The 13,413-nt window shown below is 61.9% G+C and carries 10 protein-coding genes; 5 read left to right on the top strand and 5 right to left on the bottom strand.

Annotated features, from left to right (window positions below; all coding sequences use genetic code 11):
* Positions 1 to 1,008: a zinc-binding alcohol dehydrogenase family protein gene (locus D886_RS0107550; protein ID WP_027593322.1), complete on the bottom strand. Its 1,008-nt coding sequence runs from the start codon at positions 1,006 to 1,008 to the stop codon at positions 1 to 3.
* A gap of 234 nt (positions 1,009 to 1,242) precedes the next feature.
* On the opposite strand from D886_RS0107550, the gene D886_RS0107545 reads away from it, so the two are divergent.
* Positions 1,243 to 2,187 (top strand): GlxA family transcriptional regulator, encoded by a 945-nt coding sequence (locus D886_RS0107545; RefSeq protein ID WP_027593321.1) that lies wholly within the window; start codon positions 1,243 to 1,245, stop codon positions 2,185 to 2,187.
* Positions 2,188 to 2,579: 392 nt separating this feature from the next.
* Here D886_RS0107545 and D886_RS0107540 read toward each other — a convergent pair whose 3' ends face one another.
* The 4 genes from D886_RS0107540 to D886_RS0107525 all read right to left on the bottom strand — a co-directional run bounded on the left by D886_RS0107540 (position 2,580) and on the right by D886_RS0107525 (position 7,579).
* Positions 2,580 to 3,956: an amino acid permease gene (locus D886_RS0107540; RefSeq protein WP_027593320.1), complete on the bottom strand. Its 1,377-nt coding sequence runs from the start codon at positions 3,954 to 3,956 to the stop codon at positions 2,580 to 2,582.
* A gap of 331 nt (positions 3,957 to 4,287) precedes the next feature.
* Positions 4,288 to 5,676, bottom strand: coding sequence for a tripartite tricarboxylate transporter permease (locus D886_RS0107535; protein WP_027593319.1), 1,389 nt, complete (start codon positions 5,674 to 5,676; stop codon positions 4,288 to 4,290).
* Positions 5,673 to 6,149 carry a hypothetical protein gene (locus tag D886_RS0107530; protein ID WP_027593318.1) on the bottom strand — a complete coding sequence of 159 codons (477 nt, stop codon included), beginning with the start codon at positions 6,147 to 6,149 and terminating at the stop codon, positions 5,673 to 5,675. Before D886_RS0107530 ends, D886_RS0107535 begins: the two co-directional genes overlap by 4 nt.
* Before the next feature lie 143 nt (positions 6,150 to 6,292).
* Complete coding sequence (locus D886_RS0107525) at positions 6,293 to 7,579, bottom strand: hydroxymethylglutaryl-CoA reductase, degradative (RefSeq protein WP_027593317.1); 1,287 nt, start codon at positions 7,577 to 7,579, stop codon at positions 6,293 to 6,295.
* 138 nt (positions 7,580 to 7,717) lie between these two features.
* Here D886_RS0107525 and D886_RS0107520 point away from each other — a divergent pair, with 138 nt between their 5' ends.
* The 4 genes from D886_RS0107520 to D886_RS0107505 all read left to right on the top strand — a co-directional run bounded on the left by D886_RS0107520 (position 7,718) and on the right by D886_RS0107505 (position 13,407).
* On the top strand, positions 7,718 to 9,097 hold the full coding sequence (locus D886_RS0107520) for a PLP-dependent aminotransferase family protein (RefSeq protein ID WP_027593316.1): 1,380 nt from the start codon (positions 7,718 to 7,720) through the stop codon (positions 9,095 to 9,097).
* Positions 9,098 to 9,182: 85 nt separating this feature from the next.
* Positions 9,183 to 9,605: a hypothetical protein gene (locus tag D886_RS0107515; RefSeq protein ID WP_027593315.1), complete on the top strand. Its 423-nt coding sequence runs from the start codon at positions 9,183 to 9,185 to the stop codon at positions 9,603 to 9,605.
* A gap of 14 nt (positions 9,606 to 9,619) precedes the next feature.
* A complete protein-coding gene (locus tag D886_RS0107510; RefSeq protein ID WP_027593314.1) occupies positions 9,620 to 10,237 on the top strand; it encodes a dTMP kinase in 618 nt (205 codons plus the stop codon).
* Between the two features lie 320 nt (positions 10,238 to 10,557).
* A complete protein-coding gene (locus D886_RS0107505; RefSeq protein ID WP_027593313.1) occupies positions 10,558 to 13,407 on the top strand; it encodes an HD domain-containing phosphohydrolase in 2,850 nt (949 codons plus the stop codon).
* Positions 13,408 to 13,413 lie beyond the last annotated feature (6 nt).

Below are 13,413 nucleotides of genomic sequence, written 5' to 3'. Positions count from 1 at the left end.
TCAGAAACCTTCCAAAACAATCTTGCCCCGGGCCTGGCCACGCTCTATGAGGGCATGGGCACGCTTGAGGTTTTCCGCGTTGATGGTGCCGAAGTGCTCGCCGACGGTGGTCTTGAGTACACCTTCGTCGATAAGCGCTGATACCTTCTCGAGTAGCTGGTGTTGTTTGATCATGTCTTCGGTGTGGTAAAGCGAGCGCGTGAACATGAGTTCCCAGTGCAGCGACAGCGATTTGCGCTTGAGTGGCATGACGTCCAACTGCGCGGGGTCATCGATGAGTGCGAGTTTGCCTTGTGGGCGAAGCACCTCCACAAGCTGCGGCAGGTAGGTATCGGTATGCGTCAGGCTGATCACATAATCAACGGGATTGCCCCCAAGTGCTTCCAGTTGCAAGGCGATCGAAGCCGAATGGTCGATGACATGGTGGGCACCCAGTTCGCTGACCCATTGCTGGGTTTCGGGCCGGGAGGCGGTGCCGATGACCGTGAGTTGCGTGAGCTGCCGGGCCAGTTGCACCAGGATTGAGCCGACGCCGCCGCCAGCCCCGATCACCAACAGGCTTTGCCCCACGCCACCGTTCGGTGCGATACCCAGTCGATCAAACAACAGTTCCCAGGCAGTGATGGAGGTCAATGGCAACGCGGCGGCACTGGCATCGTCGAGGCTACGCGGTTTGTGCCCGACAATGCGTTCGTCGACCAGGTGATATTCGCTGTAGCTGCCCGGGCGATCGATGGCGCCGGCATAGAAAACCTCGTCGCCTGGCTGGAACAACGTGACCTCGGCGCCTACCTCACGCACGATCCCCACCGCGTCCCACCCCAATACCTGCGGCTGGCCGGTCTGGCGTGAGGCGCGCACTTTGGTATCGACCGGGTTGACGGCAATGGCCTTGACCTCGACCAGCAGGTCTCGGGCGCCGGGTGTTGGCTTGGGCAGGTCTGTGTCGAACAGCGAATGTGGGTCTTGAATCGGCAAACCGGCTTGGGTGTATACGACGGCCTTCATTGGCATTACCTCAGTGGAATGGGAAGTTGGGCGCAGGCTATCCGCTTGGGTTTAGTCCAGAAACCCGCTGAATGAAGTAAGACTTTCACGCTGGGGGTGAAAATGGCGGAGCGAACGCTTTGGCTCATGGTGCAGCTCCGCGGGTAGGGACTGGCGCCATGATGCTCAAGTTTGCCTGCGGCTTAAATGACGCATAAAGTACTGATTCAGGACATGGCGTTAAGGAGCACAGCAATGCATCGAGTCGGCTATCTGATCACGGAGGGCTTCCAGGTCATGTCCCTGGCAACGCAGACCGTGTTCGAGTTCGCCAACCTTGTGGCGGGCGAAGAGGTCTACAGGATTCAGAACTACTCAATCGGCGGGGGGACTGTGCGCTCTTCTTTAGGGATGCACATCGATACGCTGCCCTTGGGGGCGCCGGGCCTTGCTGATAGCTGGATGGTCACCGGAACACTCACCCCGTTGACGCCGCCTTCCGACGACGTGCTGAAAAGCGTGCGGGGGTTTGTCGACGGGGCGCGTCGCACTGCAGGGCTGTGCACCGGTACATTCGTGCTCGCCCAAGCGGGTGTACTGGAGGGCCGTCGCGCCACCACACACTGGGCCTACGCCAAAGCCTTGCAGCGCATGCACCCGCGAATCACGGTCGAGGACGACCGTATCTTCATCGTTGACGGCCCTGTGTGGACCTCGGCCGGGATGACCGCCGCGCTGGACATGGCGCTGGCGATGGTGGAAAAGGACTTGGGGGCTGAGCTTGCCCGTTCTATTGCGCACAAGCTGGTGATGCATCAACGCCGCTCTGGCGGCCAGTCGCAGCATTCGGAATTGTTGTCGCTGGCGCCCAAGTCAGACCGCATCCAGAGCGCGCTGGACTACGCGCGCAAGCACCTTAACCGCCCGCTCAGTGTTGAGGAACTGGCGGATGTGGTGCACCTGAGCCCCCGGCAATTCACCCGTGTGTTTACTGCGGAGACGGGGCAATCACCGGCCAAGGCGGTGGAAAGCCTGCGCCTGGAGGCCGCCCGGTTGATGATCGAGCAAAGCCGCCACAGCCTGGATACGGTGGCGAGGGAAACGGGGTTCAGGGATCGCCGCCATATGCGTGAGGTGTTCATGCGCGGCTTTGGCGTGCCGCCGCAGGCCGTGCGCAGGGATGCACGGCGGGTTGTGTAGTGACTCTCCAGAGAACAACACATAGCTCATTGATTTAGCAAGGGCTGTGGGAGCTGGCTTGCCGGCGATCACCGGCAAGCCGGTGCCATGCACCGCGGCGCTTGCATCGCCGGCAAGCCGGCTCCCACCCGAGCTGTGTAGCCTCCAAGGCTAGCGCCGCACCTGTGTGAGCAACTCTCTTGTTCAAATTTTTGGGGGCATTCCATCCTCTGGGAAATCACCCAGCCCTTTGGACCGCGTTGTCGAGCAGAGAACAAAGTTCGTAAGCGAGTTGCTGACCCTGTGGGAGCTGGCTTGCCAGCGATGAGGCCGGAACAAGCACCACAAGACAGTTGCTCCCACAGCGGTCATGTTGCACCTGGAGCCTGAGATGTACTTTCAGGCCTAGCCAATCAGCTACCTACATAGCCAATTGTCTTCCCCGCCAGCCGATTACGCATCACCCAGTACGCCCCCAGCACAACCAGTGAGGTCACCGAGGTGAACCAGAACTGGAACCGCGAGGCCGGGTCGAATGCCTGGGTGACAATCACCGCCAGCAGTGCGAACAGCGCAACAATATTGGCGTAAGGGAAGAACCATGCACGGAACGCCGTAGGGTCGACCGCTTCATGCCGGGTTTTCCAGCGCATGGCGAAGTGGGCGACGATGATGAAGATCCACACGATCATCACGAACGTGCCGCTGCTCTTGGCCAGGGTCATGAACAGGTCGCCGCCGCTGACAAAGTGCACGGTCAGGATCAACAGGCAGATGCTCAGGCTCAGCAGCAGCGCATTGAGCGGTACCCCTTTGGACGTGGTGCGAGAGAACAGCTTCGGCGCATGCCCACGCTGGCTCAGCGAGAACAGCATGCGCGAGTTGGAGAACATGAAGGAGTTCATCACCGACATGAACGAGATGAACAACACGATCTTCATGGCCACTGCGGCGCCACTGAACCCAGCCAGGCTGAACAACGACACATACGGGGACGCCAGGTTCTCCGTGTCTGTCCACGGCAGGCAGAGGATCAGGATCGACACCGAACCGACATAGAACAACATCACTCGCAGAATGACGCTTTTGATGGCCCGAATGACGTTCTTGCGAGGGTTCTCTGATTCACCGGCGGCAACGGCAGCGATTTCACTCCCGCCCAGCGAGAAGATCACCACCACCACACCCGCCATGACCGGCGACAGGCCATTGGGCATGAAACCATCGTGCGCGGTCAGGTTGACCCAGCCAGGGGAAGGAATGTTGCTGTGCAGGCCGAGCAGAATCGAAAGCCCCAGCACCATGAAGATCAGAATGGTGGCGACCTTCATTGCGGCCAGCCAGTACTCCACTTCAGCGAAGGATTTGACCGAGTAGGCGTTGCTCGCCATCAACGTCACCAGCATGATGAACGCGCCCGCCCAGATGGGCAGCCAAGGCAGAAAATCGTTGAGGATGGCGCCCAGCAGTACCGCCTCCAAGGTGATGGTCAGCATCGACTTTAGCCAGTACAGCCAGCCGACGGTAAACCCTGCCCATTCGCCGAGGTAGCTGTTGGCATAGGTTGAAAACGAGCCTGCATCCGGGTTGCGGCAGGCCATCTCGCCGAGCATGAACATCACCAGGGTGACCACAATGCCGCCGATGAAATACGACAGGATCGCGGCAGGCCCTGCCGAGGCAATCAACTTGCCCGACCCCATGAACAGCCCCGCGCCGATCACCCCGCCCAGCGCAATCATGGTGATGTGCCGTTGTTTCAGGCTTTGCTTCAGACTGTTGGATTGCATTTCCTTGTCCTCTCTTATTATCTGGGAGGCGTCGGCAATGATGCTGCAGTGCAAGGTTTGCCACTGCAGGCATTGTCGCCCCACCCACAGGCATCGTCGTGCGCCTGCGTCCACGCCCTGCAGCCTTTTATTCAGGCAATAGCTGTCAGGCTGGCCACCATGGGCAAAGCGGCCGTGCATCTCAAGCGAATTCTGCGCACAACATCCTGCGTTTTTTTCCTATGGGCGCAATGATGGGCAGGATTGGCTGTGATTTGCTGGCTGGGGAATTGGGTGAAATGGGTTGGGGAAATGGTGCGTAGATCGAGCGCCGCGCGGGCGGCGCTCGATCTTATACCCCCAACAGGGCAATCATCGCCGGCACGGTCAACACCGCGGTGTAGTACCCCATGAACTGCACGCCGATGTTGAAACCGAGAAAGCGTGAGAGAAAACCACCCAGCAGGCCAATGGTGACAATCACCAGCAAACCCAACAGGCCGCCTTCCCAGATGCCAATCACCAGGATCAGGCCGACAAAGGTCGCGATCACCGCTTCATGGCTGATGTTGCGCGACACATAGGCAGCAGCTCGGTGCGCGTAATTCATGGTGAAGGGGTAGGCGATCAGGATCGCGACCACCACCGCCAACATGCCGTAGCCCAGAAACTCCCAGGTACTGAGCAACGAATGCAGGTTATTCACCTCACCGCTTGCAGCATCGACGCTGAAGCGTGGCGGGGCGTTGAACAGCGGTGCGGCGGGGCCGGCAGCGACCGGGCTCAGCGGCAGGCCGAAGGCGATCAGCGGAATCAAGGCTTCGGCCAGGTAAGTCGATTCGGTGACGCCGTTGCGCGCGGTGATGACCGTGGTCAGGCGATGGTAGACGTGCTTGATCCGTGAACCGACGGCCTCGCCCATGATTACGGTCATCGCTACCGGGCTGAACACGAATGTGGCGCTGGAGACAACGGCAGTGATCGCCGTCCACAGGGTTTGCTTGCTGTCCAGTACGCGCAGCGGGTTGGGGAAGAACCCACCCCAGCGCTTCACATCGGGCGACAACGAGAACGTGCGCACCTGCTGGCGGCGCATGCTGGCGCGTTCGGCGGGCGCGAGCAGGCAGAACAGCGCCGCAATCAACGGGCCGATAGCGATGCCAAGGAAGTAACTGACGCTGAGCTTGACGCCGTACTGCGCGGTCAGGCTTTGCAGGCCGACAATCACCATGACGAACGGGATCAAGGTCAGCACCGCTGCCAGGCGGCCCTTGGAGAACCAGGCGATGGCCACTGCCGCCAGCAGGAAGACCCAGGGCGCGGCCTGTTTGATCATGTCGCCGAACGGCGCCAGCATCACGGCGAACAGCACTGCCATCGGTACCGCGATCAACGCTGCGATCACAGCCCCGGAAATCATCTTGCGCAGGGCAATGTGCGGCACGCCCAGGTTGCGCAGGAAGTTGGCTTCGCGCATCAGTGGCGTTGCCATGGTATCGCCGGGGATACCCAACAGCGCGGTCGGTACCGCGTGGGTCATGTGCTTGGCCACGGCACCGGCCAGGAAGAACGTCAGCACACCGGCCGCCGGCACGCCCAGCAGCACCACCAGCAGGGTCAAGGGGGCGAGGGTAGTGGTTTCGTCGCTGCCGGAAATCAGGCCGATGCCGGCAAAGATCACCGCACCGAGGATGCCCATGCCCAGGGCTATGAGGAACTGATCCATCACCAAGGCGATCATGGCCGGCCTCCGTGGGCAGGGGCGGCCTGTACAGGCACGGTAGCGGGGGCGCTCGGGTCGTTCTGCAGCGCAGGCAGGCCTTTTTCGTACTCGGCGAACAGCTCGTACAGGTCCATTTCCTTCAGCTCTGCAAGGGTCGCCGCAGGCAGGTCGGCGAGGCTGCCCAGCGGGCCGAACTCGTTCTGCAATTCGACCAGGATCTTGGCCCGCCAGGCAGGGTCGGCCAGGTGCTCGACGACATTGCGCTTGGGCTTGAACAGCGCGGCACTGATGCCGCCACCGACCAGGCAGCCGATAATGCCGATCAGCATTGCGTAGGCCCGTGCCATTTGCGCCGACGCCACCCAACCCACCAGCAGCTGTTGCGCGGTAAAGAACGCGCCGAGGCTGACCACGGCGCCAAGGGCGATGGCGTAGACCAGGTGGCGACCGTCTACGGTGTCGCCCCAGACTTCGTACAGTTCAGACTTCATGAAGAATCTCCCACTGCCCTTGCGGGCTTTTATTGTTATGAACGTGAAGAGAGGACGTTTAAGCCATTGTGCGCTGGGCGAGCAGGGCGCGCGCTACCCCAGGCCGTCCCGCGCACCCACCTCGACCAGCCGTACCGCCTCCATTACGGCGCCCGCTTGTGCTTGAGCAGTTCTGCCGCTTTGTCAGCACGCACGTCGCGGGCCTCAACCATCTGCTTGACCAGCCAGTTCAGCTCGTCGCCGCGTGCCCCCGCCGACAGCGCAATGTTGCGCGCGTGCAAGGCCATATGGCCGCGCTGGATGCCTTCGGTCGACAGTGCCCGTAGCGCGCCGAGGTTCTGTGCAAGGCCGACGGCAACCGCGATTTCGGCCAGCTCCTGGGCGGTTTTAACCCCCAGGATGCGCAGTGACAGCTGCGCCAGGGGGTGCGTCTTGGTGGCGCCGCCGACCAGGCCGACCGGCATGGGCATCTCCAGGGTGCCGACCAGATGGCCCTGGCTGTCCTTCTCCCAGGTGGTCAGCGAACCGTAGTGTCCATTGCGGCATGCATAGGCATGGGCGCCGGCCTCGACCGCACGCCAGTCATTTCCGGTGGCGACGATCAACGGGTCGATGCCATTCATGATGCCCTTGTTGTGGGTGGCGGCGCGGTACGGGTCGACCACGGCAAAGTTGTAGGCATCGAGGATGCCTTCGATGACCTCTTCACCTGTGTAGGCGCCGGTACTTAGCAGCTCTGGGGCAATACGCACCTGCGCGCGGGCCAGGCGCAGGTCGGCCAGGTTGGAGAGGATACGCAGGCGGACTTTGCCGCCGGTAATTTCTTCGAGCAAGGGTGCCACTGCCTCTGCCATGGTGTTGACCGTGTTGGCGCCCATGGCATCGCGTACGTCGACGATCAGGTGGGCCACCAGCATAGGCCCGCGCGGGCTCTGGGCGAAGGTATGCACCTCAATGTCACGGCAACCGCCCCCTAAGCTGTTGAGCAGCTGGTCCTTGCGGTTGGCCAGTTCGATGATTTCGTCTTTGTGGCGCAACAGGCTCAAGCGTGCATTGAAGGGGTCGGCGACCTCGACGATCTGTACCTGGGCGCGCATCAATGGCAGCGAACTCGACGTCTTGAAGCCGCCGGCCTCGCGTGCCAGCTTGGCCATGAACGAGGCCGCGGCGACCACCGAGGGCTCTTCCACCACCAACGGCACGATCACGTCGCGGCCGTTGATCTGGAAGTTGCTGGCCACCGCGTAGGGCAGCTCGAAGGTGCCGATCACGTTCTCGATCATGCCGTCGGCGATGTCCAACGGCAAGGCGCCGGCGTCTCGCAGCAGGGCGACGTCTGCCTGGGGCAGTTCGAGTGCGTCCTGCAAGTGGCTTAGGCGCTCAGCGGGTGACATGGCGCGGAACATGGGCAGGCGGGAGTCGATGCTCATGGGGAGGGGTACCTTGCAGTTATTGTTGTGAGTTGGCGCCACCGTAGTCCGATCTGTCTGGTGAAAGAAGGTACAGTTTGGCCAGACAGTACCTAAGCTGTACCCTTTGTTCAGACAAGGTATTCGGGACACCTGGCGATGGCGCGGCAGACACTCGCAGAGCAACTGGCAGCATCCTTGGCAGTGCAGATCGGCAACGGCACGTACCGCATTGGCGAACGCCTGCCGTCCCTGCGCGAGTGCATGCGTTTGTTCGGCCATTCGAAAAACACCGTGATCAATGCCTATGAGTCGCTGGCCTCGCAAGGCCTGGTCGAAGCGCGCCACGGGCAAGGTTTTTTCGTCAAGCAGGGCGCGCCACGCAGCCACGAGCCAGAGGAGCCACTGCCCTACACCCGGGCGATGGACACCATTTGGCTAATGCGTCAGCAGTTCGTCCGCGAGCCTGGCCATTCGCCGTTGGGCGAGGGCTTTCCGCCGGTGGAGTGGTTGATGGACATGCGCCTGGACAAGTTCACCCGGCAAATCATGCGCACCGGCGTCACCACGCTGTTTCGATATGGCAACCGCCTGGGCAACGCCAGCTTGCGTCAACACCTGGTGCAAAAGCTCGCCAGCTATGCAATCACCGCCAGCCCCAGGCAAATCGTCACCACCCACGGCGCCAACCATGCGCTGGACCTGATCATTCGCCGCTTCATCGCCCCCGGCGACAGCGTGTTGGTGGAAGACCCTGGCTACTACCCGCTGTTTGGCAAGCTGCAGTTGCAAGGCGCACGCATGCTCTCGGTACCTCGGCTGGCAGATGGGCCGGATATCGAGGTGCTGGAGCAGCACCTGCGCCTGCATAAACCCAAGCTTTTCTTCATCCAGTCTGTCGGCCACAACCCGACGGGGTCTGATATTTCCCCCAGCAAGGCGCATCGGTTGGTGCAACTGGCTGAAGAACACAACTTCCTGCTGGTGGACGATGATGCGATGGCCGATTTCAAACCGGCTGCGGCGATCAAGGTGTCGGCACTGGACCAATTGCAGCGCTCACTGTATGTCGGCAGCTTCTCCAAGTCGGTGTCTGCGGCCTTGAGAGTGGGCTTTATCGCGGGCAGCAAAGAGGTGATCGATGAACTGGGCGACCTGAAGATGCTGCTGCACACCAGCACCTCAGAGCTGTGCGAGCGCACGGTCGACGTCATCCTCACCGAAGGGCACTTCCTGCGCCACGTGATCCGCCTTCAAGAGCGCTTGAAAGCCGCTACCAGCGCGGGCTTGCAGATGCTCGACGGGATCGGCGCCGAGGTATTCGCGCGGCCCGAGCAAAGCCTGTACCTGTGGGCCAGATTTGCCGATGTCGACGACGCCAGGGAGCTGACCCGGCAATTACTGCCCAAGGGCTTCATGATTGCCCCAGGGCATATCTTTGCGCCGGAGCAGGCGCGGGTTAACCCTTGGACGCGCTTGAACGTGGCCTATTTGAATGATGCGTTGCTCAAGGCGGTGTTGGGGCGTGAGGCAGGCTAGGGTGCCCTGTCAGCGCAGCCAACGGCGTAGCGCGTATTGCCGTAAACTGGTTATCAAGGGTTTACCTGTGCAGGAGGCCTTCGTCATGCGCAGATTCATGCTGTTGCTCGCTATCACAGCAATCGCAGGTTGCCAGGCGCCCATGCCGGCCGCCAACCCGCAGATGGCCTGGGTCGATTTCTCGGTGCCGTTTCCCAACGACAGGGTGCTGATGGCCGAACGTCTCGACAATCAGCGCCTGCGCGACGGTCGCTTTTTCCAGGTCAGCCCTGGCAGCCATGAGCTGATTGTTCGTTTCGACTTCGAGGCCAGCGGTGGCTCAGGCATGAGCATGATGGGGGGCAGCACCGTTCGCGAATGCTACCTGACCCTCAACTACCCGCACTTCAAGGCGGGCCAGCGCTACGTGCTGGAGGCGCGCTCGATGGCCTTGACGCCGGAGGCGCGGTTGTACGATGCCCAGGGGCAGAAGGTTGCAGAGGTGAGCGAGTTCTATTGTCTTATGTGAGTGATACCTGCCGTATGAATCGTCCGCTGTTCGTTTCTCTGGATGGGCCCAAAGGCACCGGCAAGACCACCTTGCTGGAGGCCATTACCAAAGTATTGAGGGCAGGCAACAACAAGGTAATCCGGCTTTGCGAGCGCAATAACGACCCCAACCGGGGCGAAACCATGGCCTTGGTCAACCAACTCGCCAGAACCCCCTGCCGGGAACTGGAATTGGGGGTTTGTGAGCGCTTGGCTGATAGCCGAAGCTGGATCTCACAGCATGTGCTGCCCAAGCAGCCGCCTGGCAGCATCATCCTGATCGATCGCTGGTACCCCTCCGATGCCGCGTTTCGGCGGACAGTGCCGTTTGCGGAGATTCTGCAGTTGAACATCGAGCGAAACGTGCGCGTGCCAGACCTGCATGTCGGCGTGGTCACCGACCCTGAGGTTTCATGGGCGAGGGCCGCGGCGCGCTCGCGTGGGTTGGGGAGCACGGTGATGTTCAACTTGGGGGAACAGGTGGCCAGTACCGAGGCATTCGAGCGGGCGGTGGCGGAGCAGGGGTGGGTGTTGTGCCGGAATGAAGGGACGGTGGAAGAGGCGACGATGCAGGTGGTTTCGCAGATTTACAGGGTGCTGGGATGCCCGTGAATGCTGCTTGATCCACGAGGAGGGTGAAGAGATCCTTGGGCGGAGTACAAGTGTACTCTCTGCTGCCGGTTTCAAACCTAGATGTCAGTATTAAGGGCCATGCTGCTACCCGGCCGGGTACGGTCTATGCTCGAACCGTGAATCACGCATTGCCCTTCTACAGCCAGCCTGTTCGTCCTGGCTGATTACACTGTTCGCATCGCCACACATGGAGTACCCGGGATGGGCTGCATGTTGATCGCTCGTGCTGCTCTGAAGCCAGGTGGCCTATGGCGTGTGCTTATTGCTACAGCGCCTTCAGGCGGCAGAGGGCCGCAGCCATGAGCAATCCAGGGCGCGGCTATTCCTTGCAATGGCTGGTGGCGTTGGCCATTGTGCTGGGCATGTCGCTGCTGGGCGCGGGGCTTGCCTGGCAGGGCTATCGTGGTGTCCAGCAGACGCTGGTGGCTGCCGCCGGCGACACTGCCCGGCAGTTCGGCAAGACCATCGATGAACGCGCCCGTCGCATGATTGACCCCGTGCAAAGCAGCATCCGCCTGCTGGCCTTCAACCCGACGGCCAGCACCCTCGCGCAGCGCCTGGAGCGGTTGCCGCAACTGGTCGAAAGCCTCAACGCCAACAAGATGCTGAGCGCCGCTTATATGGGGTACCCCACTGGCGAGTTCTTGCTGGTGCGCAGGCTCAAAGACCCGCAACTGCTCCAGCGTTACGCCGCACCGGCGGCAACCGCGTTTCTGGTGCAGAGCGTCAGCAAGGGCGACGACGGCACGCTGTTGGGGGAGTGGCGGTTCTACGACACGGCGCTGACGCTACTCCAGTCCGAGGCCAAGCCGAACTACCGCTATGATCCCCGCGTACGCCCCTGGTTCGTCGAAGCATCCGGGCAATCTACTACTGTCTTTACCCATCCCTACGTGTTCTTCACCACCCGCGAGATCGGCATGACCATGGCCCAGCGCAGCGTCGACGGGGGCTCGGTGGTCGGCATGGACGTCTCGGTCGACGACCTGGCCAGCGAAACCCGCGACATGCGCATGACCGCAGGCACCGAGATCGCCGTGGTAGACGGGAAGGGCAGTGTGGTGGCGTACCCGGACCTGGCGCGGGTCATCGTGCATGAAGGGGAGGCCGTGCGCCTGTCCCGTATCACTGAGCTGGGCATCCCGAGCCTGGCACAGCTCTACGCGCACTTGCCCCAGGGCAGCCAGCCTGAAGCGTTCCAGGTGGACGGTGAAACGTGGTACGGCATGCTCGAGCAACTGACGACCCTGGCCGGGCAAGACTTGCAGGTGCTGATTGCCGTGCCGTCCCACGAACTGCTGGCCGACGCACGCAAGGTGCTGGTCGAGCAGTTGCTCTGGGCCGCAGTGCTGATGGGGGTGTTGCTGCCGCTCGGTGGCTTGCTGGGCCGGCGAATCGGCCGCCCGCTGCGCCTTCTGGCCGATCAGGTGCGTGGCCTGGCCAGCTTCGATTTCAGCCGTGAGGTGGGGGTTGAGTCGCAGGTGACCGAGGTGCGGGAGTTGAGCCGGGTGCTTGGTCGCATGTCCGCGACTATTCGCAACTTCCAGGCGATCACCCTGACGCTCAGCCGAGAAAGCCAGTTGGAACACATGCTCGAAGGGGTGCTCACCCCTCTGGTGGACGCCGCCGGGGCCAGTGCTGGCGCGGTGTACCTGTTCGATGCCGAGCGCGACGAGCTGCGCCTGGCCGCCGCCTGCCGAGGCGAGGGCTACCCAGAGGCGTTGCCGATTGGCGAGCACGCCCCTGATAAGCTGACGAACGCCGTGACACAGGCCCTGGCACTACAGGGCCGCGGTCACGCGGTGGTGCTCAATGATCGTGGTCATGCGTTGCTCGGCATCCTGGTGCTGCAGCTGGCAAGTGAGCAGGCGCTTGATGGAATGGGCGAACCGTTCCAACGCTTTGTCGAGGAACTGTCCGGCGCTGCTGCCGTGGCAATCGAGACCCGCCAGCTGGTCGAGGACCAGCAGCGCCTGCTCGATGCCATGATCAAGCTGCTGGCCGATGCCATCGATGCCAAGAGTGCCTACACCGGAGGCCACTGCGAACGTGTGCCGCAACTGGCGCAGATGCTGTTGGACAAGGCTGTGGCGGCCGACAGTGGCCCCTACGCCGGTTTCACCATGAGCGAGGCCGAGCGTTATGAGTTTCGGGTAGCGGCCTGGTTGCATGATTGCGGCAAGGTCACCAGCCCCGAATATGTGGTGGACAAGGCCACCAAGCTGGAGACCCTGTACAACCGCATCCATGAGGTGCGCATGCGCTTCGAGGTGCTCTGGCGCGACGCCGAACTGGTTTACTGGCAAGGCGTGGCCAGCGGCGCGGATCGGCAGGTGCTGCAACGTACGCTTGAACAGAACAAGGTTGAACTACAGGAGGCGTTCGCCTTCGTCGCCAAGGCCAATATTGGCGGCGAGTGCATGCAGGACGAAGACGTCGAGCGTTTGCGCCGCATCGGCGAGCGGCGCTGGCAGCGCCATTTCGACAACCGCCTGGGCATCTCCCGCGACGAAGCGGCGCGCTTTGCCGGTGCGCCGCCTGTGCAACTGCCGGTGGACGAACCGCTATTGGCCGACCGCAGCGAACACCGGGTGCCCTGGGGGCCGCGCAAACCACCGGTGGCCAAAGGCGACCCGCGCAATGTCTGGGGGTTCGACATGCGCCTGCCGGCCAATGCCAGCGATTACGGCGAGTTGTACAACCTATCAATCCGCCGCGGCACGCTGAACGACGAGGAGCGCTTCAAGATCAACGAACACATCGTGCAGACCATCATCATGCTCAGTTCGCTGCCGTTTCCGCGTCAGATGCGGCGTGTGCCCGATATCGCCGGTAACCATCATGAAAAAATGGACGGCACTGGCTACCCGCGGCGGTTGGGCAAGGCAGACCTGGGTATCGCCGAACGGGTGATGGCGATCGCCGATATCTTCGAGGCACTGACGGCGGCGGATCGGCCGTACAAGGCGCCGAAGACCCTGTCCGAATCGGTGAAGATTATGGTGTTCATGGCACGGGACAACCATGTGGATGGTGAACTGCTGCGCTTGTTCCTGAGCAGTGGCGTGTATCGGGAATATGGCGAGCGGTTCTTGTGGGCCGAGCAGATGGATGAGGTGGATGTGGGGTATTGGTTACAGCAGATCTAGGGGAGC

The sequence above is a fragment of the Pseudomonas sp. LAIL14HWK12:I7 genome (assembly GCF_000483465.1).
Lineage (GTDB): Bacteria > Pseudomonadota > Gammaproteobacteria > Pseudomonadales > Pseudomonadaceae > Aquipseudomonas > Aquipseudomonas kermanshahensis.
This window is presented reverse-complemented; position numbering and strand designations above follow the sequence as displayed.

Bases quoted from the DNA above. Each gene is read 5' to 3' on its own strand.
- D886_RS0107550 (WP_027593322.1), bottom strand. From the start codon at position 1,008: ATGAAGGCCGTCGTATACACCCAAGCCGGTTTGCCGATTCAAGACCCA.
- D886_RS0107545 (WP_027593321.1), top strand. From the start codon at position 1,243: ATGCATCGAGTCGGCTATCTGATCACGGAGGGCTTCCAGGTCATGTCC.
- D886_RS0107540 (WP_027593320.1), bottom strand. From the start codon at position 3,956: ATGCAATCCAACAGTCTGAAGCAAAGCCTGAAACAACGGCACATCACC.
- D886_RS0107535 (WP_027593319.1), bottom strand. From the start codon at position 5,676: ATGATCGCCTTGGTGATGGATCAGTTCCTCATAGCCCTGGGCATGGGC.
- D886_RS0107530 (WP_027593318.1), bottom strand. From the start codon at position 6,149: ATGAAGTCTGAACTGTACGAAGTCTGGGGCGACACCGTAGACGGTCGC.
- D886_RS0107525 (WP_027593317.1), bottom strand. From the start codon at position 7,579: ATGAGCATCGACTCCCGCCTGCCCATGTTCCGCGCCATGTCACCCGCT.
- D886_RS0107520 (WP_027593316.1), top strand. From the start codon at position 7,718: ATGGCGCGGCAGACACTCGCAGAGCAACTGGCAGCATCCTTGGCAGTG.
- D886_RS0107515 (WP_027593315.1), top strand. From the start codon at position 9,183: ATGCGCAGATTCATGCTGTTGCTCGCTATCACAGCAATCGCAGGTTGC.
- D886_RS0107510 (WP_027593314.1), top strand. From the start codon at position 9,620: ATGAATCGTCCGCTGTTCGTTTCTCTGGATGGGCCCAAAGGCACCGGC.
- D886_RS0107505 (WP_027593313.1), top strand. From the start codon at position 10,558: ATGAGCAATCCAGGGCGCGGCTATTCCTTGCAATGGCTGGTGGCGTTG.